This window comes from Streptomyces sp. T12 (assembly GCF_028736035.1).
Lineage (GTDB): Bacteria > Actinomycetota > Actinomycetes > Streptomycetales > Streptomycetaceae > Streptomyces.
Map to the genome: position 1 here is coordinate 4344598 of NZ_CP117866.1, position 22052 is coordinate 4366649.

The window sequence follows — 22052 nt, forward strand, 5'->3', positions numbered from 1 at the left end:
GGTAACGAAGTACTTGGGTGCGGAGAACCGCCACTTCGTGTCCTATGTACGTGAGCCCACGCGCGTGTGCGCGCGGGCCAGGGAAGGGAACGGCCGCTGACTGTCCACGACCTCAACCAGCTCCTGCTCGTCTGCTCGCTCGTCCTGCTCGTCGCCGTCGCAGCGGTCCGGATCTCCTCGCGCAGCGGGCTCCCCAGCCTGCTCGTGTACCTGGGCATCGGCGTGCTCATGGGCCAGGACGGCATCGGCGGCATCCGCTTCGACGACGCCGAACTGACCCAGGTCATCGGGTACGCGGCGCTGGTCGTGATCCTGGCCGAAGGTGGTCTCGGCACGAAGTGGAAGGAGATCAAGCCGGCCCTTCCGGCCGCCTCCGCGCTGGCGCTGGCCGGGGTCTCGGTGAGCGTCGGGGTCACGGCGACGGCCGCGCACTACCTGGTCGGGCTGGAATGGCGGCAGTCGCTGATCATCGGGGCGGTCGTCTCCTCGACCGACGCGGCCGCGGTCTTCTCCGTCCTGCGGAAGATCCCCCTCCCCTCGCGCGTGACGGGCACTTTGGAGGCCGAGTCCGGCTTCAACGACGCCCCCGTGGTGATCCTGGTCGTCGCCTTCTCCCAGTCCGGTCCGATCGAGCACTGGTACGCGCTGCTGGGCGAGATAATGCTGGAGCTGGCCATCGGCGCCGCCATCGGCATCGCGGTCGGCTGGCTCGGCGCCTGGGGCCTGCGGCACGTGGCGCTGCCCGCCTCCGGCCTCTACCCGATCGCCGTCATGGCCATCGCGGTCACCGCGTACGCGGCGGGCGCCTCGGCGCACGGCAGCGGCTTCCTGGCCGTGTACCTGGCCTCGATGGTGATGGGCAACGCGCGGCTGCCGCACTGGCCCGCCACGCGCGGGTTCGCCGACGGGCTCGGCTGGATCGCCCAGATCGGCATGTTCGTCCTGCTCGGCCTGCTGGTCACCCCGCACGAGCTGGGCGACGACATCCTGCCCGCACTGCTCATCGGGCTGGTGCTGACGATGGTGGCGCGCCCGCTGAGCGTCGTCGCGTGCCTGACGCCGTTCCGGGTGCCCTGGCGGGAGCAGGCGCTGATGTCCTGGGCCGGGCTGCGCGGCGCCGTACCCATCATCCTGGCGACGATCCCCATGGTGGGCGGCGTCGAGGACAGCCGCCGCATCTTCAACATCGTCTTCGTCCTGGTCGTCGTCTACACCCTGATCCAGGGGCCGACGCTGCCCTGGCTCGCCCGCATGCTGCACCTCGGCCAGGGCCCCGAGGCCGCCGACCTCGGCATCGAGTCGGCGCCGCTGGAGCGGCTGCGCGGACACCTGCTGTCCGTCGCGATCCCCGACGGCTCGAAGATGCACGGCGTCGAGGTCAACGAGCTGCGGCTGCCCGCCGGGGCCGCCGTCACCCTCGTCGTCCGCGACGGAAAATCGTTCGTTCCGCTGCCGACGACGGTGCTCCGGCTCGGGGACGAGCTGCTCGTGGTCGCCACGGATCCGGTACGGGACGCCGCGGAGCGCCGACTGCGCGCCGTGGGGGCCGGGGGCAAGCTGGCCGGGTGGCTGGGGACGAACGGGACGACCGAGACCGGGCGCCCCAATCGCAGGTGAAGCACCGGGCAGTGCTCATTTTCACAGGTGCGACAGCCGCTGTTCCCTGTACTATGCAGGCGTCACCCAGATCAAACCACCTCTGCCTGACGCAGAGCTGGCGCGACCGTATGGCGGCCGGGACGCCCTTCCTCAGTGGGCACCGGCATCTACCGCAGTTCCGCGCGACAGGACAGCTCTCGGCGCCGCCCCCCACCCGACGGGGCCGCGCTACCAGGCGGCAGAAAGGCACGGGCCGTGGCATCCACGGTCACCATCGAGCCGTCGAAGGACTCGTCGGCCTCCTCCCGCCCGGGATACGGACAGCTGCTGCGCACCCGCGGCGCCTGGACGTTCCTGCTGCCCGGCTTCGCGGCGCGCCAGCCGTTCGCCATGCTGACCATCTCCATCGTGCTGCTCGTGCAGCACACCACCGGCTCCTACGGTGCGGCGGGCGCCGCCGCGGCCGTCACCGGCGTCTCCATGGCGGTGTTCGCGCCCTACAGCGGCCGTCTCGCCGACCGCTACGGGCAGCGCACCGTGCTGATCCCCGGCGTGCTGGTGCACACGCTGTCGGGCCTGACCCTGACGGCGCTCGCCCTGAACCACGCCCCCTTGTGGGCGCTGTTCGTGGCCGCCGTGCCGACCGGTGCCTCGGTGCCGCAGGTCGGGCCCATGGTGCGGGCCCGCTGGGGCGTCAAGCTCCAGGGCTCGCCCCTGATGACGACCGCGGCGGCCTTCGAGTCGGTCACGGACGAGCTGACCTTCGTCGTCGGCCCGCTGCTGGCCACCGCCCTGTGCACCGCCGTCGACCCGGCCGCGGGCCTGGTCACGGAGGCCGCACTCACGCTGCTCGGCGGTCTGCTGTTCGCCGCCCAGAAGAGCACCCAGCCCTCGGTCACCGTCGACGGGCACGCACGCGTGGAGCACGCTTCCGCGCTGCGCGTCCCCGGTGTGCGCGTGCTGATCGTGACCTTCCTCGGCATCGGTTCCGTCTTCGGCGGCATGCAGGTCTCCCTGGCCGCCTTCAGCGAGTCGATCGGCGAGCCCGGCCTGAACGGCGTCCTGTACGGCACCTTCGCCGCGGGCAACATGCTCTCCGGTATCGCCTGCGGCGCCATCGCGTGGAAGGTGGCCCCGCAGCGCCGGCTGCTCGTCGGATACGCCGCCCTCGCGCTGGCCGCGTCCGGCCTGTGGGCCGCTCACTCGGTGCTCGTCCTGGCCGGCCTCGGTCTGCTGGTCGGCATGTGCATCGCGCCCGCGCTGATCACCGGGTACACGCTGGTCGAGGACCTGGTTCCGGCCGGTGCCCGCACCGAGGCGTTCACCTGGCTCACGGGCGCGGTGGCGCTCGGCCAGGCCGCCGCCGTCACGGTCGCCGGACAGCTGGAGGACCGCTTCTGGGGCGGCGCCGGGTTCCTGGTGCCGATGGGCGGGACACTGCTCGCCCTGGCGACCCTGGTGGCGCTGCGCTCGCGGCTGGCGGCGCGGCCCCGCGGCCGTACCGTCGCACGTGGCGTCGGTCACCGAGTCCCGGTAGCAGTGGACTGAGCGGCGGGAATACGTCACTATGGACCGTCGTTAGCACTCATCGAGTGAGAGTGCCAGGAGGAAGACAGTGCCGACCTACCAGTACCAGTGCACCGAGTGCGGCGAGGGCCTCGAGGCGGTGCAGAAGTTCACCGACGACGCCCTGACCGAGTGCCCCAGCTGCCAGGGCCGCCTCAAGAAGGTGTTCTCCGCGGTCGGCATCGTCTTCAAGGGCTCCGGCTTCTACCGCAACGACAGCCGCGGCTCCTCGTCGAGCAGCTCGCCGGCGTCGTCGAAGCCGTCGACGTCCTCCTCGTCGGACTCGTCCTCTTCTTCTTCGTCCTCCTCGACGTCCTCTTCGTCGTCCTCGGACTCGAAGTCGTCGAGCGCCGGCAGCTCCTCCAGCAGCTCCGCCGCGTAACACCTGCTTCTTACGGGACCCCGTCGTCTTGCGGCGACGGGGTCCTCGGCGTTCGAGGAGGCGGTTAGGGTGCGAGCATGGCGAACAAGGCGAACGCAGAACTCGGCGTGATCGGCGGCTCCGGCTTCTACTCGTTCCTCGACGACGTGACCGAGATACAGGTGGACACCCCGTACGGGCCGCCCAGTGACTCCCTCTTCCTCGGCGAGATCGCCGGCCGACGGGTCGCCTTCCTGCCCCGGCACGGACGCGGTCACCATCTGCCGCCGCACCGGATCAACTACCGGGCCAACCTCTGGGCGCTGCGCTCGCTCGGCGTGCGTCAGGTCCTCGCCCCGTGCGCGGTGGGCGGCCTGCGTCCGGAGTACGGGCCGGGCACCCTGCTCGTGCCGGACCAGCTGGTCGACCGTACGAAGTCCCGGGTGGGGACGTACTTCGACGGGCTGCCGCTGCCCGACGGCACCGTGCCGAACGTGGTGCACGTCTCCCTGGCCGACCCCTACTGCCCCACCGGACGCGCGGTCGCACTGAAGGCGGCGCGCGGACAGGACTGGGAGCCGGTGGACGGCGGCACGCTGGTCGTCATAGAGGGGCCGCGCTTCTCGACCCGTGCCGAATCGTTGTGGCACCAGGCCCAGGGCTGGTCGGTGGTGGGCATGACCGGCCACCCCGAGGCGTCCCTCGCCCGCGAACTCGAGCTCTGCTACACCTCGTTGACGCTGGTCACGGACCTCGACGCGGGCGCCGAGACCGGAGAGGGCGTCTCGCACGACGAGGTGCTGCAGGTGTTCGCGGCGAACGTGGACCGGCTGCGGGGCGTGCTCTTCGACGCGGTGGCCGCGCTGCCGGCGAACGAGGAGCGGGACTGCCTGTGCACGAATGCGCTGGGCGGGATGAATCCGGGGTTCGAGCTGCCGTAGGGCTCGTAGGGCTCTGCGGCGGGCGGAAGTCCTCGTTCGGGTGGGGGAGTTTTCCACAACCGGCCGGTAGTCCACCGGGCCCGGCGGGCTGCGGCGCGATGCCTCATCGTGGGCTCGCAAGCCGTTCCGTCGTCGCAGGTGGTGTCCTCATGTCCGTGGCTCAGTCGCCCTTTCCCTCTTCCTCTCCCGTTGCTCCGCTCCCACCGGGCACGGACGCTCCGGCCACGTGCGAGGTGCCGCACTTCGCCCCCGTACGGGTACGCGGCGGGCGGTATCGACCACGCCGGCTCACACGGCACCGGAGGCGGGCGGTGGCAGCCGGGCTCGCCGTGACCGCGGCGGCGCTCGTGGCGGCGGGCCCGCGGGAAGCGGGTCGGGGGGCCGACGGGGCGCCCGGGCATCCGGTGGCGGAGCCGGTACACCGGCACCAGGCGGTCGAGCGGGTGTCCGCGCCGGTGCGGATCGACGACGGGGCAACCGTGCGGCTGCTGCGGCCCGGTGACCGGGTCGACGTGATCGCCGCGGAGGACACCGCGACGGGTGGCGACGCCCATGTGGTCGCGCATGGGGCGCGGGTGACGAAGGTGCCGGAACCGCTGGACGCCGCGACCGAGAGTGGGGCGCTGGTCGTGCTCTCGGTGCCGCGTGCCACCGCGGCGCGCCTCGCGGGGGCGAGCGCTGCGGGACGGCTGGCGGTGACGCTGTGCTGAGCCGGACCGCACGTGTCGTGCGCATGGCATTCAAGGCCCTGTCAAGTCCCTCATTCCGGTGGCGTAATTGGACAGGATGGCCTAGCCCTGACGTAGGTTGCGGAGCGGTTTGTTCCGCAACCTGTGCGCGCGAGGAGAGGCTCCGAAGTGAGCGAGAAGAAGGATCCGGGCATCTGGGACGGCTTCAAGGCCTTCCTGATGCGCGGGAACGTCGTCGATCTGGCCGTGGCGGTGGTCATCGGTGCCGCGTTCACCAACATCGTCAACGCGGTGGTGAAGGGGATCATCAACCCGCTGGTCGGCACGATCGGCACCAAGAACCTCGATCACTACAGCTCGTGCCTGAGCTCGTCGTGCGAGGGCGAGCAGGGGATCCAGATCCTGTGGGGCTCGGTCCTCGGCGCGACCCTCAGCTTCGTGATCACCGCGGCCGTCGTCTACTTCCTGATGGTCCTGCCGATGGCGAAGTACCTGGCCCGGGCCGAGGCCCGCAGGAAGGCGAAGGAAGGCGCCCACGAGGTCATCGAGGTGACCGAGCTGGAGGTGCTCAAGGAGATCCGCGACGCACTGGTGGCGCAGCGCGGTTCGGGGCACGACGAGCGGTAACGGCTCAGAGGTGGTGGGGCGGCTTCTCGTCGAGGAAGCGCTTCAGGTCGGCCGCGCTGTCGCCGTCGCTGCCCGGCCGGTCGCCCCACCCGCGGTCCGTGTCGTCCGAGGACTGCTGGTCCAGCGGGTCGTCGAAGATCAGCGCGGGCTTCGGCTCGCGCGGCTCGGAGGCGGGGGCGTTACTCATGCGTCCAGGGTACGGCCCGCACGACGGCCCTCCACGGCGACAAGCCTCCCGGCGGCGGTCCCCGCGCTTGCGCGCTGGTGATCCCTTCGCAAGAAATTCCCCGCCCCATCTGCTGTGCTTGACCCCATGACGTCCAGTTCGACTCCCGCGCCGGACTCCCCCCGCACACCGGGAAGCCGCCGACCGCTGCGCAGACTCGCGGCCCGTGGCCGTGGCGAGGCGCATCGGGCCGCCACGCCGCTGGAACTCTTCTTCGACCTGTGTTTCGTCGTGGCCATCGCCCAGGCGGGTATGCAGCTGGTGCACGCCGTCGCCGAGGGGCACGCGGGCGAGGGGATCCTCAACTACGCGATGGTGTTCTTCGCCATCTGGTGGGCCTGGATGAACTTCACCTGGTTCGCCTCGGCGTACGACAACGACGACGTGCTCTACCGGGTCGTCACCCTGGTCCAGATCGCCGGTGTGCTGGTCCTGGCGGCCGGGGTCTCCCGGGCGTTCGAGGACCACGAGTTCCTGGCGGTGTTGCTGGGCTACGTGATCATGCGCCTAGCCCTCGTGACGCAGTGGCTGCGGGCGGCCAGGTCGAGCGAGGGCCCGGAGAGGACGATGGCCCTGCGGTACGCCGTCGGCGTGCTGCTGTGCCAGATCGGCTGGCTGGGGCTGGTGGTCCTGCCCGAGGAGGCCAGGCCCTGGGTGTTCCTGGTGATGGCGATCCTGGAGATGTGTGTGCCGCCGTACGCGGAGAAGGACCATCCCACGTCCTGGCATCCGCGCCATATCGCCGAGCGGTACGGGCTGTTCACGATCATCGTGCTCGGCGAGACCATCGCCGCGGCCACGGTCGCCGTGAAGACCGGCATCGACGAGAACGACGCACTCGGCGACCTGCTGCCGATCGCGGCCGGCGGGCTGTTGATCATCTTCGCCGCCTGGTGGATCTACTTCGTGGTGCCGATCCACGGCCACCTGCGCTCCAACAGGCAGGCGTTCCTGTGGGGTTACGGCCACTATCTGGTCTTCGCCTCGGCTGCCGCGATCGGCGCGGGCCTGGAGGTGGCGGTCGAGCAGGTCGTCGGCAAGGCGCACATCTCGACGCTGGCCGCGTCGGCGGCGGTGACCCTGCCGACGGCGCTCTATCTGCTCACCGTCTGGGCGCTGCACTCGCGGTACTTCAAGGTGGGCATCGCCCAGCAGCTGGTGCTGCCGACCACGGCCCTGCTGGTGATCTGCTGCACGTTCCTGGGCGACTGGGCGGTGCTCGCGGCCGGCCTCGTCTCGGCGGGGGCGGTGGCGACCGGGGAGACGCTGACGGCACGCAGGTCGGCCCGGGAGCGCGGGACGGCGGCGCGGGCGCCGGTCGCCTGACCAACCCCGCGTGGCCGGACATCGCGGGACCGCGCCGGGTGCTGGACGAGACTGGCCCCATGACAGTTGACGCTCTGACAGATGTCGCCGGGCTGCGCGTGGGGCACGCGACGCGCAAAGGCGACGGTTGGCTCACCGGCACCACGGTCGTCCTCGCACCCGAGGGCGGGGCCGTCGCAGCCGTGGACGTACGCGGTGGCGGTCCCGGCACCAAGGAGACCGACGCGCTCGATCCGCGCAACCTCGTGCAGAAGGTCGAGGCGATCGTGCTGACCGGCGGCAGCGCGTACGGGCTCGACGCGGCGTCCGGGGTGATGGCCTGGCTGGAGGAGCGGGGGCGCGGGGTGCGCGTGGGGGTGGATCCGGCGCACGTCGTGCCGGTGGTGCCCGCGGCCTGCGTCTTCGATCTGGGCCGGGGCGGCGACTTCCGGGCGAGGCCGGACGCGGACACCGGGCGGGCGGCGGTCGAGGAGGCCGCGGCGAGCGAGGCGGGGGCACCCGTGTCGCAGGGGTGCGTGGGCGCCGGTACGGGGGCGACGGTCGGGTCGGTGAAGGGCGGGGTCGGCACGGCGAGCGTCGTTCTCGACTCGGGGATCACGGTGGCGGCGCTGGTGGTGGCCAACGCGGCGGGGGCGGCGGTGGATCCGGAGACGGGGGTGCTGTACGGGGAGTTGTTCCAGGGGCGCGTGGACTATCCGCAGGAGCAGGTCCATGAGGCCGCGCGGGCGCGGCTCGCCGAGATCGCGGCGAAGAGCGCGCCGCCCCCGCTGAACACCACGCTCGCGGTGGTCGCCACCGACGCGGACCTGTCGAAGGCGCAGGCGCAGAAACTGGCCGGCACGGCGCACGACGGCATCGCGCGCGCCCTGCGGCCGGTGCATCTGCTCAATGACGGGGACACCGTGTTCGCGCTGGCCACCGGGGAGCGGCCGCTGGACGCCGGGCACCCGCTCGCGCTGAACGAGCTTCTCGCGGCGGGCGCGGACGCGGTGACGCGGGCGATCGTGCGTGCCGTGCGCGCGGCCGAGTCGGTGGACGGACCGGGTGGAGTGTGGCCGTCGTACGGGGAGTTGTACGGGGAGCGCTGACGGCAGGGGGCAACACTGAGGGGGTGGCGCCTGCTCCGCGTGGTCGATTGTCGCGGTTGTGTCACGTGATGGCATTCACCGCGAACGGCGGGAACCCGGTCCGGTGACGGTGGCCTCTTCCACCGTGGAACGGAACGGATCCCGCAGATCGTAAGAACTGGAGCAGCTCGTGACAACGCCGGACATAGCAGCGCGGCGCGCACTGGGGGCCTGTGCCGCCCTGATGATCGGCGCCCTGACCCTCACCGCCTGTGGTGGGAGCGCCAACGCCGACAACGACGACAAGGGGGGCAGCGACTCCTCCAAGACGTCCGCCGCGAAGATCGTGATCTCGGCGAAGGACGGCTCGACAGGCGCGTCGATCAACACGACCGGCGTGAAGGTCAGCGACGGCAAGCTGACCGACGTGAAGATGACCGTGGCGGGGACCGGGCAGGCCGTGCCGGGTTCCCTGTCCGCCGACGGGGGCAGCTGGCAGCCGAAGGAGCAGCTGGAACGGGGGACGAAGTATCAGATATCGGCCGCCGCGAAGGACGACGAAGGGCGCACGGCCGCCGCCGACTCCGACTTCACCACGGTCTCTTCGGCCGACAGCTTCATCGGGACGTACACACCCGACGACGGCACCACGGTCGGTGTCGGCATGCCGGTGTCGTTCAACTTCGACAAGGCGATCAGCGACAAGAAGGCCGTGCAGTCGCACATCAAGGTCACCTCCAGCAGCGGGCAGCAGGTCGTCGGGCACTGGTTCGGGACGCAGCGGCTCGACTTCCGGCCCGAGGAGTACTGGAAGGCCGGCTCCAAGGTCACGATGAAGATCGACCTGGACGGCGTCGAGGGCGCGAACGGCATCCGCGGGGTGCAGAAGAAGACGGTCACCTTCACCATCGGCCGCTCGCAGGTGTCCACCGTCGACGTGAACACGCAGACCATGACGGTCGTGCGCGACGGCAAGACCCTCAAGTCCGTGCCGATCTCGGCGGGCAGCTCGGAGTTCTCCACCTACAACGGGCAGATGGTGATCTCCGAGAAGTACAAGAAGCTGCGCATGGACAGCCGCACGGTCAACCTCGCCGACGCGTACGACATCAAGGACGTACCGAACGCGATGCGACTGACGCAGTCGGGGACCTTCCTGCACGGCAACTACTGGTACAACAAGGGCAACCCGCCCTTCGGCAGCCAGGGCACCAGCCACGGCTGCGTCGGCCTGCGGGACATGCAGGGCGGGCAGGGAGACACCCCCGCCAAGTGGTTCTACGACAACTCGATCCTCGGCGACGTGGTGATCGTCAAGAACTCCCCCGACAAGGCCGTCACGCCGGACAACGGGCTCAACGGCTGGAACATGGCGTGGAGCGAATGGGTCGCGGGCAGCGCCGCGTGATCCACTGAAGTACCGTCCGAGCAGGGATTCTTGACAGTTCGTCGGGTCGCGCGGGAACTTCTCGCGCGACCCGTGCGTTTTACCGGACGTACGTTTTCTCGGTTCCCGGACATGATGTCCGCCCGAGGGGCTACGGTATGCACCCACAAGGTGACATGCAGCAACGCCGGGAGAAACCTTGAGCGTTCCGTACGAGACGGCAGCGTACGAACCACCCGAGTCGCCGGAGTCTCCGGAGGAGCACCTCGCGCGACTCCTCGGCCGCGCCCTGAACTCCTTCGAGCTGCCCGACGAGACGATACGGCGGCTCGACTGTGCGCTGGCTCATGACAGCTCGCTGCACTCCGCGCACCACAGCGCGGGGCTGCACCGTGAGACGTACCGGCACACCTGGCTGCTCGCCGACGGCTCGGCGCTCACACTGTGGGAGCTCGTCCACAACACCGCCCAGGGCCGCGCCCCGCAGCACGAGGTGTACGTCGACGAGGAGGAGCTGCGCGCCGCGACCGGGCGGCTGCCGCTGCCGCCGGACGCGCCGGACTTCGAACTGCCGGTGACGGTGCAGCTGTCGCCGATACCCGCGCCCCGGCACGCGTATGTGCCGGACGACTCGGCCGACCACGCGCGCCGGTTACTGCGCCGGGCGGAGAACGCCGACCGGCCGGACACGGAGACGGCCGCGCTGCTGACCACGGCGTTCGCGCACCAGATCACGCAGGCCTTCGGGCGCCCGGGCCGCGCGAGGCGCGCCGGCTTGTGCTTCTCGCTCTACGAGCACGCCTTCCTGCTGCACGACGGCAAGGAGGTCTCCCTCTGGGAGGTCGAGCACACGGCGACACCCGACGGGCGGCACATGTGCGAGGTGTACGTCAGCGAGGACGCGGCACGGGATGCGATGGAGCGGCGGGCGGCGCAGGTGTCGTGACGCCGGCTTGGCTGTTCAGCGCACAGGTGTCGTGACGCCGGCTCCGCCGCACAGCGCAGGTGCCGTGCCGCCGGATCGGCCCCTCTTTCAGCGACCGTCGCCGAGCTGCCGTACGAGTCCCGCGAACGCGTCCCGTTCCGCCGGGGTCAGTTCCACGGCTTCCAGCTCGGGGGCGGCCTGCCGCTGGTGCGGGAGTGCGGAGAGAGCCGGGGCCGTGCGCCACGGCGACGATCCGGTGCGGGCACGGCGCAGGACGCGGGTCAGGCCGATCACCCAGAGCACGGCCGCCAGGGCGAGGACGACCGGCCCCAGCAGCTGGAGGAACGAGACGTGCTCAGGCATGCGCCCCAGTAGACACCACGGTCCGGGCCTTTGGGCCCGGACCGTGACGTATCTCGCAGGTGCCGTGAACAACTCACAGCGCCCCAAAGGGACAAGCGGGAGGCTTGCCCGGCGGAGGGCTTACGCCGCCACCGGCTGCTTCGCCTCCGCGGCCGCGGCCGCCGGGGACTTGGCAGCGGAGGTGCCCTCCGGGGCCGTCTTGCGCATGCCCTTCAGGAGGATGACCAGGCCGGCCGTGACCGCCGTACCGGCCGCGATGGCCACCAGGTACAGGATCGGCTTGCCGATCAGGAAGGTGACCCAGACGCCGCCGTGCGGGGCACGCAGGGTCGAGCCGAAGGCCATGGTCAGCGCGCCGGTGACCGCGCCGCCCGCCATGGAGGCGGGAATCACGCGCAGCGGGTCGGCGGCCGCGAACGGGATCGCGCCCTCGGAGATGAAGGAGGCACCCAGCACCCAGGCCGCCTTGCCGTTCTCGCGCTCGGCCGTGGTGAACAGCTTCTTGCGGATGGTGGTGGCCACGGCCATGCCCAGCGGCGGGACCATGCCCGCGGCCATCACGGCGGCCATGATCTTCATCGCGGAGTCGCTGGGGGCCGCGACCGAGATGCCGGCCGTCGCGAAGGTGTAGGCCACCTTGTTGACCGGGCCGCCGAGGTCGAAGCACATCATCAGGCCGAGCAGGATGCCGAGGAGAATGGCGTTGGAGCCGGAGAGGCTGTTCAGCCAGTCGGTCAGGCCCTTCTGCGCCTCGGAGATCGGCTTGCCGATCACCACGAACATCAGGAAGCCGACCACCGCCGACGAGACCAGCGGGATCACCACCACCGGCATGATGCCGCGCAGCACCGGCGGGATGTCGATCCGCTGGATGCCGAGCACCACACCACCGGCGATCAGACCGGCGACCAGACCGCCGAGGAACCCGGCGCCGATCGTCACGGAGATCGCGCCGCCGACGAAGCCGGGCACGAGTCCTGGCCGGTCGGCCATGCCGTAGGCGATGTATCCGGCGAGGACCGGGACGAGGAAGCCGAAGGCCGCCGCGCCGATCTGGAACAGCAGCGCGCCCCAGCTGTCGACCTGGCCCCAGTCGAAGTGCTCGGTGACCGACTTGGCCTCGTTGATCTGGTAGCCGCCGATCGCGAAGCCGAGGGCGATCAGCAGACCGCCGGCCGCGACGAACGGGACCATGTAACTCACGCCGGACATCAGCCACTTGCGCAGCTTGGTGCCGTAGCCCTCGCCGGGCTCGCCGGCGCGTTCGACGGGGGTGCCGCCGCCGGGCCTGGCGGCCGCGGTGACCTCGCCGCGCTCGGCCTTGGCGCGCACCTCGGCGATGAGTTCGGCCGGGCGGTTGATGCCCGCCTTCACCCCGACGTCGACGGTCGGCTTGCCGGCGAACCGGTCCTTCTCCCGCACGGACACGTCGTGGGCGAAGATCACGCCGTCCGCCGCCGCGATGACGGCCGGGTCCAGCCGGGTGAAGCCGGCCGAGCCCTGCGTCTCGACGACGAGCTCGACACCGGCCTCGCGGCCCGCGTTCTCCAGCGACTCGGCCGCCATGTACGTGTGGGCGATGCCGGTCGGGCAGGAGGTGACGGCGACGATACGGAAGGGGCGCTCGCCGGACGTCTCGGCGGGGGTGCCCTCGGCGGGGGTGGTGGTGCCCGTGGCGGCGTCGGCGGAGGCCGCCACCGACGACGCCACGGAGTCTGTGGAAACGGCGCCATCAGGCGCGTCCGCGGCCTCGGCCGCCGGGGGCTCCTCACCCCGGATCAGCGCCGCCGCGGACGCCGCGTCGCCCGCCGAGCGCAGCGCGTCCGTGAACTCGGCGTTCATCAGCTGGCGGGCCAGCGACGACAGGATCGTCAGATGGGCGTCGTCCGCGCCGGCGGGGGCGGCGATCAGGAAGATCAGGTCGGCCGGACCGTCCGCCGCACCGAAGTCGATGCCGGCGGCGCTGCGCCCGAAGGCGAGCGTCGGCTCGGTGACGTGCTCGCTGCGGCAGTGCGGGATGCCGATGCCGCCGTCGAGGCCGGTCGGCATCTGTGCTTCGCGCGCGGCCACGTCGGCGAGGAAGCCGTCGAGGTCGGTCACCCGGCCCAGGGCCACCATGCGCTCGGCGAGGGCACGCGCCGCCGCTTCCTTGGTGTCGGCGGACAGGTCGAGATCGACCAGGTCCGCGGTGATCATGTCGCTCATCGCGGGCTCCTTCGCTCGCGTATCGCCCGGGGAGTCTGGTGGGCGGAGAAGGGGACGGGGGTGCCGTGGGGGGTGGCGGGGGTGGAGTGAGGGGTGAAGTGGGGGGTGGGGGAGGCGAGGTCGGGGAACACCCGCCTCCCCCGGGCGGCAGAGCGGCTCAGGAGGCCCTGCCGTCCGTCGGCGGACGTGAGTAACGCCGAGCTTCGCCGCTTACGGACCGGATCGGCAAGAACTGTGACAACCACGACATTCGTCATGACACCGGCTCCTTCAGTACGCGATCCACCGGCACCTCGGCCGTGACCGTCACCGCCGCCATGTCCAGGTCACCCGGGGACGGCATCACGCTGCCGGGGAGCTGCACGGCCGCCGCGCCGTGCGCGACGGCGGAGGCGAGCGCCTCGGGCCCGCTACCCCCGGCGATCAGAAAGCCGGCGAGGGAGGAGTCACCGGCGCCGACATTGCTGCGTACGACGTCCACGCGCGCGTCGGCGAACCAGGCGCCCGCGTCGTCCACCAGCAGCTGCCCGTCGGCGCCCAGGCTCGCGAGCACGGCGCGTGCGCCCATCTCGCGCAACTCCTCGGCCGCCTTCACCGCGTCACCCACGGTGGACAGGGGGCGCCCGACGGCCTCCGCGAGCTCCTCGGCGTTCGGCTTCACCACGTCGGGCCGCGCCCGCAGGGCTTCTAGGAGGGCGCGCCCGGAGGTGTCCAGCGCGATCCGCGCGCCGCCCGCGTGCGCCCGGGCGACCACATCGGCGTACCAGGACGGAGCAAGACCGCGCGGCAGGCTGCCGCAGCAGGCGATCCAGTCGGCGTCGCGCGACTGCTCGCGGACCGTCTCCAGGAGCAGCTCCTGCTCGGCCGCGGACAGCTCGGGACCGGGCGCGTTGATCTTCGTCAGTACCCCGTCCGACTCCGCGAGCGCGATGTTCGAGCGGGTGGCCCCGGCGACCGGGACCGGCGCCACCTCGATGCCCTGAGCGTCGAGCAGGTCGGCGACGAGCGCGCCGGGCGCACCACCCAGGGGCAGCACCGCGACCGTACGCTGCCCGGCGGCCGCAATCGCGCGCGAGACGTTCACGCCCTTGCCGCCCGGGTCCATGCGCTCGCCGGTGGCGCGTATGACCTCGCCACGGTCGAGGGACGGGACCTCGTAGGTGCGGTCCAGAGACGGGTTCGGGGTGACGGTGAGGATCATGCGCGCACTACTTCCGTGCCGCCGCGCTCGATCGCGGTGGCGTCTTCGGGGCTCAGCCCGCTGTCGGTGATCAGCAGGTCCACGTCGCTCAGGTCACCGAAGCGGGCGAAGTGCTCCTGGCCGTGCTTGGAGGAGTCGGCGAGCAGCACCACACGGCGGGCCGCGGCCACGGCCGCGCGCTTGACCGCGGCCTCGGCGAGGTCGGGGGTGGTCAGACCGTGCTCGGCGGAGAAGCCGTTGGCCGCGACGAACAGGACGTCGGCGCGGATCTCGCCGTACGCCCGCAGCGCCCAGGCGTCCACGGCGGCGCGCGTACGGTGCCGTACGCGCCCCCCGACCAGGTGGAGCTGGATGCCGGGGTGGTCCGCGAGGCGGGCCGCGATGGGCAGGCTGTGCGTGACGACGGTGAGGGACGCCTCCAGCGGCAGCGCGGCGGCGAGGCGGGCCACCGTCGTACCGGCGTCGAGGATCACCGTGCCCTCGGTGGGCAGCTCGGCGAGGGCCGCCTTCGCGACGCGGTCCTTCTCGTCGGCCGCCGTCGACTCGCGCTCGGCGAGGTCCGGCTCGAAGTCCAGACGCCCGGCCGGGATCGCACCGCCGTGCACCCGGCGCAGGAGCCCCGCGCGATCGAGGGCCTTCAGATCCCGGCGGATCGTCTCCGCCGTCACCTGGAACTCCTCGGCCAGCGACAGGACGTCCACTCGGCCGCCGTCACGGGCGAGCCGGAGAATCTCCTGCTGCCGCTCCGGTGCGTACATGTCCGTTCGCCTCCGAACTGTGCCCGAACTTGTGGTTTCGCTGGGAGGCTACGCCCGGATTTCCGGAAAGTAAACAGGTTCGGGCCCAATCGGGCATGATCGGGCCTCTGGCGCGGAGGGATCGGGCTTCTGACGCAGGGGGATCCGGCTTCTGACATGGGGAGATACGGAAACGACGAAGGGCCCGGCACCGAAGCGCCGGGCCCCTCCCCCGCTCTCAGCCCACCAGTGCTCTCAGCCCACCAGCGCGGGCTCCTTCTCCGGCGTCGGCGACGGATCATCGGCCGCTCCCTCGATGTGCTGCGCCGGGCGCTTCGGCAGCGCGAACATCAGCAGGAAGATGGCGCCCATCACCACGGCCACCCAGCCGAGCGCGTGCTGGAAACCGTCCGCGAAGGCCATGCCGGCTGCCGTGCGCTCCGCGCCCTCGGTCAGCCGGTCGTCGACGACCCCGAAGAAGACCACCGAGACCAGGCCGAGGCCGAGCGCGTTGCCCATCTGCTGGACGGTGCTGATGAGGCCCGACGCCGAACCAGCGTGCTCGCGCGGCACGTCCGACAGGATCGCGTCCGTCAGCGGGGCCACGATCAGGCCCATACCGACGCCCATGACGACCAGGGGCAGGGCCATCTGCCAGGGGGCGATGGACAGGCCGTAGCGGCCGGCCTCCCAGATGTAGAGCAGCACGCCGATCGCCATCACCAGCGCGCCCGCCTGGAGCACCTTGCGGCCGAAGCGCGGGACCAGCTTCTGGACGGACATCCCGGCCGCCGTCGAGACGGCGATCGAGAACGGGATCCCGGTCAGACCGGCCTTCAGCGGGCTCCAGCCCAGACCGAACTGCATGTACAGCGTCCAGACCAGGAAGAAGATGCCGAGCGCCACACCGAAGACGGTCTGTACGGCGATACCGGCCGCGAAGCTCTTCACCTTGAACAGCGACAGTTCGACGAGCGGGGAGCCGTCGCGGGCCGCCTTCCGCCTCTCGTACGCCACCAGCGCCGCGAGGACGACGAGTGCGCCCGCCATCGACACGTACCCCCACAGCGGCCAGCCCAGCTCGCGGCCGCGGGTCAGCGGGTAGAGCAGCATCAGCAGGCCGAGCGTGACGAGGGCGACGCCGACGAGGTCGAGCTTCAGTGCCTTCGGCGCCTTGGACTCGGTGATGAAGCGACTGCCCAGGATCAGGCCCGCGATGCCGACCGGGAGGTTGATCAGGAAGATCGGGCGCCATTCGAGGCCGAAGAGGTTCCACTCCGTGAGGAGTGCGCCGAGGAGGGGGCCGGTGACCGCGCCGAGGCCGACCACCGCGCCGAACAGGCCGAAGACCTTGCCGCGTTCGTGCGCCGGGAAGGTGGCGTGCACGATCGACAGGACCTGCGGGACCATCAGCGCCGCCATCGTGCCCTGCAGGATGCGGGAGGCGACCAGCATCTCCGGGTTCGCGGCGAAGCCGCACAGGGCCGAGGCGAGGGTGAAGCCGCCGATGCCGATGAGGAACAGCCGCTTGCGGCCGTGGATGTCGCCCAGGCGGCCGCCGGTGATCAGGCCTGCGGCGAACGCGAGGGCGTAGCCGGCGGTGATCCACTGGATCTGGCTGAACGTCGCGCCGGCCTCACGCTGGATCGACGGGATCGCGACGTTGACGATCGTGACGTCGACCAGGTCCATGAAGGCCGCGGTCATCACGATGGCCAGGGCGAACCACCGGCGGCGGTCTGCTGCTGCGGCGGCTGAGGTGGGCTGTGCGCCGGGGTTGGGCAGGGGTGCTGGTTCTGTCCCGGCTGAGGTCCTTGAGGTCATGGTGTGAAGCTATGCCTTGATTAGGTCAGATCGTGTCCTACTTCTACGGCATCCTCGGATCCATGACGACGGATACTCCGGCACGGCTCCTCACGCTCCTCTCTCTTCTTCAGACACCCCGCGAATGGCCCGGCGGCGAGCTTGCCGATCGGCTCGGGGTGTCCCGGCGCACGGTGCGGCGGGACGTCGACCGGCTGCGGGAGCTGGGGTATCCCGTGCAGGCGACCAAGGGGGCCGACGGTGGGTATCGGCTCGTGGCGGGCAAGGCGATGCCGCCGCTCGTTCTCGACGACGAGGAGGCCGTGGCCATCGCGGTCGGGCTGCGGGCCGGGGCCGGGCATGCGGTCGAGGGGGTGGAGGAGGCGTCCGTGCGGGCGCTGGCGAAACTGGAGCAGGTGCTGCCGGCGCGGTTGCGGCACCGGGTGACGACGCTTCAGGCCGCGACTACGCCGCTGATCAGTGGGGACGGGGCGAGTATCGCGCCCGAGACGCTGACCGTGATGGCGTCGAGTGTGGCGGGGCGGGAGCGGTTGCGGTTCGCGTATCGGGCAGGGGACGGGACGGAGTCGCGCCGCTTGACCGAGCCGTATCGGCTGGTGTCCACGGGGCGGCGCTGGTACCTCGTCGCGTACGACCTCGACCGGGGGGACTGGCGGACGTTCCGGGTCGACCGGGTGAGCGAGCCGTTCGCGACGGGGGCGCGGTTCGATCCGCGGGAGTTGCCGACGGGGAGTGCGGCGGAGTATCTGCGGCAGTCCATGTGGCGGCGGCAGGAGACGTACGAGTTCTCGGTGACGTTCGAGGCGCCTGCGGAGTTTGTCGCGGCTCGCTTGCCTGGGTGGTTGGGGGCGCCGGAGGCGGTTGAGGGTGGGGGGCGGTGTCGGTTGCGGGGGTCCGTGGGGGACTCGGTGGAGTGGATGGCGGTGCGGTTGGCGATGGTGGACTGCGAGTTCGTGGTGGAGTCGCCGGAGGAACTGGTGCGGTGTGTGCGGGAGTTGGGGGGGCGGTTGAGTCGGGCGGGGGCGGGGGCCTCCGGCGGTTGAGCGGGGATGCCTGCGGCGGCCTGTGCGGGTGGGGTGGGGGTTCGCGTAGCGCCTTGGGTTGTGTTGTGGGGCGGGGCGTGCCGGGGGGTGTCCGTCCTCGGTCGGGCGGTTGCCGTACGTCAGTGGGGTGCCCTGCGTTGACGCCCGCCGCTGCGGGCGGACACCCCCCGGCACGTCCCCTTCCCGCCGTACGCGGGTGCTGCGCCGCGGGGGCACCGGCCCAATGCCTTCACGCCGGGCGTGGGCGTGCCGTGATGTCCTCCCACGGGAAGTTCCTCAGTGCCGCCAGGTTGCGCATCGCCAGGGGGGCCGGGCCCTGCGGGCCCTGTGCGGGGGCGTCTCCCGCTGCCCAGGTTTCTACGGCCACGCGTACGGCGGCGGCTGCCACGGCTGCGGCGAAGCGGAGGGCGGGGGTGGGCTCGGCAACGTTGTCGCCCCTGCTTGCCAGTACCTCCGCCAGCCTTGTCTCCGCCTCATGGCACACCTCCGCCCACACCTTGCGCAGCGCGGGGCTCGTGTCGGCCAGGCGGACCAGTGTGCGGACCCACTCCCAGGAGGGTGAGGAGACGCCGGCGCCCGGGGTCAGGGTGTGGTGGGCCGCGTGTTCCAGGGCTTGGGGTACGGGTAGTTCCGGTGGGGCCGTGCGGACTGCTTCTGCCCAGCGGTCGGCGCCGGCCGCGTAGAGAGGGGCCACCGCCTCCTCCTTGGTGGCGAAGTAGCGGTAGAAGGTGCGCGGCGCTATGCCGGCCGCTTGGGCGATGTCCTCGGCGCGGGTGGCCCGTAGACCCTGCTTCACGAAGAGGGCGGCCGCGGCGCGGGCGATCTCCATGCGGGTCGCTGCCTTGCGTCGCTCCGTGAGGGACGGAGCGGCGGAGGGGTGGTGGGCGGGGGTGGGACTGCTCACGTTCGGCAGGCTATGCCGATGTGGCACAATCTGCCATTCGGGTGGGCCACCCCGTGGTTCAGGTACGGGGTGGCCCACCCGTCTGCCTGCCCGGTGGCCGAAAAAGAGCCGGGCCCCGGCACCCAGGGGGGATGGGCGCCGAAGCCCGGCTCGGGGAGAGTCCCGGCGCCGGGGGGAGTGCGTCGGGACTTGGTCTGTCGGTGCTCGGTGTGGTCGTGGTCGGCTGGTGGGGCGCCGTGGTCCTTGTCCGGGGGGGCCTGAGGGCGGTCGCCTCAGGACCCGAACTCCCTTACCCGGAAGTCTTGTTCCCGGTGCCCCGCGCCTTGAAGCGGCGTTACATCGCCATGTTTGCGCGGTCTTTGGCCACCCGGCGTACGCGCCAGCACGGGTCGTACGCCCCCGCCCCTCGGGCCGGAGGGGCTACGCGGCCGCGTCGAAGCCGGTGCTGCGGGCCAGCTTCTTCAACTCCAGCAGGGCGTGCTTCTCGATCTGGCGGATGCGTTCGCGCGTCAGGCCGTGCTCCTTGCCGACCTCGGTCAGGGTGCGCTCGCGGCCGTCCTCGATGCCGTAGCGCATCTTGATGATGGACGCCGTGCGCTGGTCCAGGCGGCCGATCAGGTCGTCCAGTTCCTCGCTGCGCAGGAGGGTGAGGACCGACTGCTCCGGGGAGACCGCGGACGTGTCCTCCAGCAGGTCGCCGAACTGGGTCTCGCCCTCGTCGTCCACCGCCATGTTCAGCGAGACCGGGTCGCGGGCCCAGTCCAGGACGTCAATCACGCGGTCCGGGTTCGAGCCGAGCTCGGCGGCGATCTCAGCGGGCTCCGGGTCGCGGCCGTGCTCGCGGTTGAACTCGCGCTGGACGCGGCGGATGCGGCCCAGCTCCTCGACCAGGTGGACGGGGAGGCGGATGGTGCGGGACTGGTCGGCTATCGAGCGCGTGATGGCCTGACGGATCCACCAGGTCGCGTACGTCGAGAACTTGAAGCCCTTGCGGTAGTCGAACTTCTCCACCGCGCGCACCAGGCCGGCGTTGCCCTCCTGGATCAGGTCGAGGAGGGGAAGGCCGCTGCGCGGGTAGCGGCGGGCCACCGCGACGACCAGGCGGAGGTTGGAGCGGATGAAGATGTCCTTGGCCCGCTCGCCCTCGGCGACCAGGGCCTCCAGCTCCTCGCGGGTGGCGTCCGCCCTGGCCTCCTCGCAGCCGTCGAGGACCTGCCTTGCGAACACACCCGCCTCGATGATCTGCGACAGCTCGACCTCTTTGGCTGCGTCGAGCAGCGGCGTACGCGCGATCTCGTCGAGGTACATGCCGACCAGGTCGCGGTCCGCGATCTCGCCGCCATGGGCGCGAACACTGCTTGCCGCGTCGGTCCCGCCAGTGGCGGACTGACGACGGGCGACGGCACGGGTTGCCATGCGTGCTCCCTTGCGATGTGGGCTGGCGGGTGGTTCTTGAACGCTTGGGACTCTTCTCGAGTGCCCGCCGTTCGATGGAAACAACGACTGGAATCAGGACAGAATTCCCAACCCGCCCCCCTATTTTTCTGATCTTGCAGTACCCTGTCCGGCCACGCGAGGAGGCACGATGTCGTCGGCACGTACAGAGGTGCAGGTCAGGCCAGGAGTCGAGAGTGACCTCGAAGCCCTCACCGACCTCTACAACCACTACGTACGTGAGACGCCCATCACATTCGATACCGCGGTCTTCACGCCGGAAGAGCGCCGCCCTTGGCTGCTCTCCCACCCTGAAGACGGCCCGCACCGGCTGATGGTTGCCGAGGAGGGCGGGCTCGGGGACGACTCACAGCGGATTCTCGGCTACGCCACATCCAGCGCCTTCCGGGCGAAGCCCGCCTATGAGACCTCCGTCGAGGTCACGATCTACCTCGCGCCGGACGCCGGCCGGCGCGGCGTCGGCAGCCTCCTCTACGAGGCCCTCTTCGAGGCCCTGGCGGACGAGGACCTGCACCGCGCCTACGCCGGGATCGCCCTGCCGAACGAGGCGTCCGTGCGGCTGCACAAGCGGTTCGGGTTCCGGCACGTCGGCACGTATCGCGAGGTGGGCCGCAAGTTCGGCCGCTACTGGGACGTCGCCTGGTACGAGAAGGAGCTCTGAGCCTCACGAGAGGCCCAGCCCCGCAGCCGGACCGCACCGATCAGCAGCGATCAGCCGAACTGCACCGACCGCTTCGCCAGCCCCATCCAGAACCCGTCGATCACCGACTTCTGCGCCGCCGGCTCACCGGCCGCGTCCGCCGCGCCCATCGTCACGAACAGCGGGGCGAAGTGCTCGGTGCGCGGGTGGGCGTAGCGGCCGGCCGGCGCCTTGTGGAGGAAGTCCAGCAGGGCGTCCCAGTCGCCGCTCTCCAGTGCCCGGCGGCCCCAGTCGTCGAACTCCACGGACCAGGCGGGGATGCCGCCCTGCCGCAGGGCGGCGAGGTTGTGGGTGAAGAAGCCGGAGCCGACGATCAGCACGCCCTCGTCGCGCAGCGGCGCCAGCTTGCGGCCGATCTCCATCAGCTTCACCGGGTCGAGGGTCGGCATGGAGACCTGCAGGACGGGGATGTCCGCCTCGGGGTACATCTCGACGAGCGGGACGTAGGCGCCGTGGTCGAGGCCGCGGTCGGGGGTGTCCTGCACGGGGATGCCGGGGGCGCGCAGCAGTTTCCGGACGGACTCGGCGAGTTGGGGCGCGCCGGGTGCCGCGTACGTCACCTTGTAGTAGTGCTCGGGGAATCCCCAGAAGTCGTAGACGAGAGGAACGGTCTCGGTGGCACCGATGGCGAGCGGGGCCTCCTCCCAGTGGGCGGAGATCATGAGGATCGCCTTGGGGCGCGGCAGCCCGGCGGACCAGGCGGCGAGCTCGCCGGGCCAGATCGGGTCGTCCGCGAGGGGCGGGGCGCCGTGGCTGAGATAGAGAGCGGGCATGCGCTCCTGCGTGGCGGCGGACATGGCGGCGACTCCCTCCGGAGACCTGAAGCGTTATTTGCTTCAAATCTAAAGCTTCTCTACTCAGAAGACGGTACGCCGCGGTAGTTAAAATTTCAAGGAGAGCTCTCGT

Annotated in this window: 21 protein-coding genes; 12 read left to right on the forward strand and 9 right to left on the reverse strand. The window is 71.1% G+C overall.

Annotated elements, in window-relative coordinates; genetic code table 11:
* The first annotated feature begins 66 nt into the window (after positions 1-66).
* The 6 genes from PBV52_RS19255 (at position 67) to mscL (ending at position 5783) form a co-directional block, all read left to right on the forward strand.
* Positions 67-1617, forward strand: a complete 1551-nt coding sequence (locus tag PBV52_RS19255; protein ID WP_274239723.1) for a potassium/proton antiporter — start codon at positions 67-69, stop codon at positions 1615-1617.
* 237 nt (positions 1618-1854) lie between these two features.
* Entirely contained in the window at positions 1855-3147 is a 1293-nt protein-coding gene (locus PBV52_RS19260) for an MFS transporter (RefSeq protein WP_274239724.1), read from the forward strand.
* A gap of 67 nt (positions 3148-3214) precedes the next feature.
* On the forward strand, positions 3215-3547 hold the full coding sequence (locus tag PBV52_RS19265; protein WP_274239725.1) for an FmdB family zinc ribbon protein: 333 nt from the start codon (positions 3215-3217) through the stop codon (positions 3545-3547).
* Between the two features lie 77 nt (positions 3548-3624).
* On the forward strand, positions 3625-4467 hold the full coding sequence (locus PBV52_RS19270) for an S-methyl-5'-thioadenosine phosphorylase (RefSeq protein WP_274239727.1): 843 nt from the start codon (positions 3625-3627) through the stop codon (positions 4465-4467).
* 149 nt (positions 4468-4616) lie between these two features.
* A complete protein-coding gene (locus tag PBV52_RS19275; RefSeq protein ID WP_274239729.1) occupies positions 4617-5177 on the forward strand; it encodes a hypothetical protein in 561 nt (186 codons plus the stop codon).
* A gap of 147 nt (positions 5178-5324) precedes the next feature.
* On the forward strand, positions 5325-5783 hold the full coding sequence (mscL, locus tag PBV52_RS19280) for a large conductance mechanosensitive channel protein MscL (protein WP_274239732.1): 459 nt from the start codon (positions 5325-5327) through the stop codon (positions 5781-5783).
* 4 nt (positions 5784-5787) lie between these two features.
* Here the strand turns inward: mscL and PBV52_RS19285 are convergent, their stop codons facing one another.
* Positions 5788-5970, reverse strand: a complete 183-nt coding sequence (locus PBV52_RS19285; RefSeq protein WP_274239733.1) for a hypothetical protein — start codon at positions 5968-5970, stop codon at positions 5788-5790.
* A 126-nt stretch (positions 5971-6096) separates the two neighbouring features.
* Here PBV52_RS19285 and PBV52_RS19290 point away from each other — a divergent pair, with 126 nt between their 5' ends.
* The 4 genes from PBV52_RS19290 (at position 6097) to PBV52_RS19305 (ending at position 10735) form a co-directional block, all read left to right on the forward strand.
* A complete protein-coding gene (locus tag PBV52_RS19290) occupies positions 6097-7335 on the forward strand; it encodes a low temperature requirement protein A (RefSeq protein ID WP_274239735.1) in 1239 nt (412 codons plus the stop codon).
* A 59-nt stretch (positions 7336-7394) separates the two neighbouring features.
* The gene (locus PBV52_RS19295; RefSeq protein ID WP_274239736.1) at positions 7395-8423 is read left to right on the forward strand and encodes a P1 family peptidase; all 1029 of its coding nucleotides are present in this window, start codon (positions 7395-7397) and stop codon (positions 8421-8423) included.
* Positions 8424-8592: 169 nt separating this feature from the next.
* Positions 8593-9810 carry an Ig-like domain-containing protein gene (locus tag PBV52_RS19300; protein WP_274239737.1) on the forward strand — a complete coding sequence of 406 codons (1218 nt, stop codon included), beginning with the start codon at positions 8593-8595 and terminating at the stop codon, positions 9808-9810.
* Positions 9811-9988: 178 nt separating this feature from the next.
* Positions 9989-10735 carry a DUF6227 family protein gene (locus PBV52_RS19305; RefSeq protein WP_274239739.1) on the forward strand — a complete coding sequence of 249 codons (747 nt, stop codon included), beginning with the start codon at positions 9989-9991 and terminating at the stop codon, positions 10733-10735.
* An 87-nt stretch (positions 10736-10822) separates the two neighbouring features.
* Here PBV52_RS19305 and PBV52_RS19310 read toward each other — a convergent pair whose 3' ends face one another.
* The 5 genes from PBV52_RS19310 to PBV52_RS19330 form a co-directional block, all read right to left on the reverse strand.
* A complete protein-coding gene (locus PBV52_RS19310; protein WP_274239740.1) occupies positions 10823-11077 on the reverse strand; it encodes a hypothetical protein in 255 nt (84 codons plus the stop codon).
* 120 nt (positions 11078-11197) lie between these two features.
* Entirely contained in the window at positions 11198-13282 is a 2085-nt protein-coding gene (locus PBV52_RS19315; protein ID WP_274239741.1) for a fructose-specific PTS transporter subunit EIIC, read from the reverse strand.
* 253 nt (positions 13283-13535) lie between these two features.
* Positions 13536-14483, reverse strand: coding sequence for a 1-phosphofructokinase (gene pfkB, locus PBV52_RS19320; RefSeq protein WP_274239743.1), 948 nt, complete (start codon positions 14481-14483; stop codon positions 13536-13538).
* Positions 14480-15241, reverse strand: coding sequence for a DeoR/GlpR family DNA-binding transcription regulator (locus tag PBV52_RS19325; protein WP_062704529.1), 762 nt, complete (start codon positions 15239-15241; stop codon positions 14480-14482). The genes pfkB and PBV52_RS19325 overlap by 4 nt, the downstream gene beginning before the upstream one ends.
* Before the next feature lie 234 nt (positions 15242-15475).
* Complete coding sequence (locus tag PBV52_RS19330; protein WP_373921886.1) at positions 15476-17044, reverse strand: MFS transporter; 1569 nt, start codon at positions 17042-17044, stop codon at positions 15476-15478.
* Positions 17045-17106: 62 nt separating this feature from the next.
* Here PBV52_RS19330 and PBV52_RS19335 point away from each other — a divergent pair, with 62 nt between their 5' ends.
* Positions 17107-18087 carry a YafY family protein gene (locus tag PBV52_RS19335; RefSeq protein ID WP_274239747.1) on the forward strand — a complete coding sequence of 327 codons (981 nt, stop codon included), beginning with the start codon at positions 17107-17109 and terminating at the stop codon, positions 18085-18087.
* 229 nt (positions 18088-18316) lie between these two features.
* Here PBV52_RS19335 and PBV52_RS19340 read toward each other — a convergent pair whose 3' ends face one another.
* Together PBV52_RS19340 and PBV52_RS19345 are read right to left on the reverse strand one after the other, a co-directional pair.
* Positions 18317-18916 carry a TetR/AcrR family transcriptional regulator gene (locus PBV52_RS19340; RefSeq protein ID WP_274249456.1) on the reverse strand — a complete coding sequence of 200 codons (600 nt, stop codon included), beginning with the start codon at positions 18914-18916 and terminating at the stop codon, positions 18317-18319.
* 495 nt (positions 18917-19411) lie between these two features.
* A complete protein-coding gene (locus PBV52_RS19345; protein ID WP_274239749.1) occupies positions 19412-20407 on the reverse strand; it encodes an RNA polymerase sigma factor RpoD/SigA in 996 nt (331 codons plus the stop codon).
* A 169-nt stretch (positions 20408-20576) separates the two neighbouring features.
* Here PBV52_RS19345 and PBV52_RS19350 point away from each other — a divergent pair, with 169 nt between their 5' ends.
* Entirely contained in the window at positions 20577-21107 is a 531-nt protein-coding gene (locus PBV52_RS19350) for a GNAT family N-acetyltransferase (protein ID WP_274239750.1), read from the forward strand.
* A gap of 50 nt (positions 21108-21157) precedes the next feature.
* Here the strand turns inward: PBV52_RS19350 and PBV52_RS19355 are convergent, their stop codons facing one another.
* The gene (locus PBV52_RS19355) at positions 21158-21943 is read right to left on the reverse strand and encodes a dioxygenase (protein WP_274239751.1); all 786 of its coding nucleotides are present in this window, start codon (positions 21941-21943) and stop codon (positions 21158-21160) included.
* Positions 21944-22052: the final 109 nt, after the last annotated feature.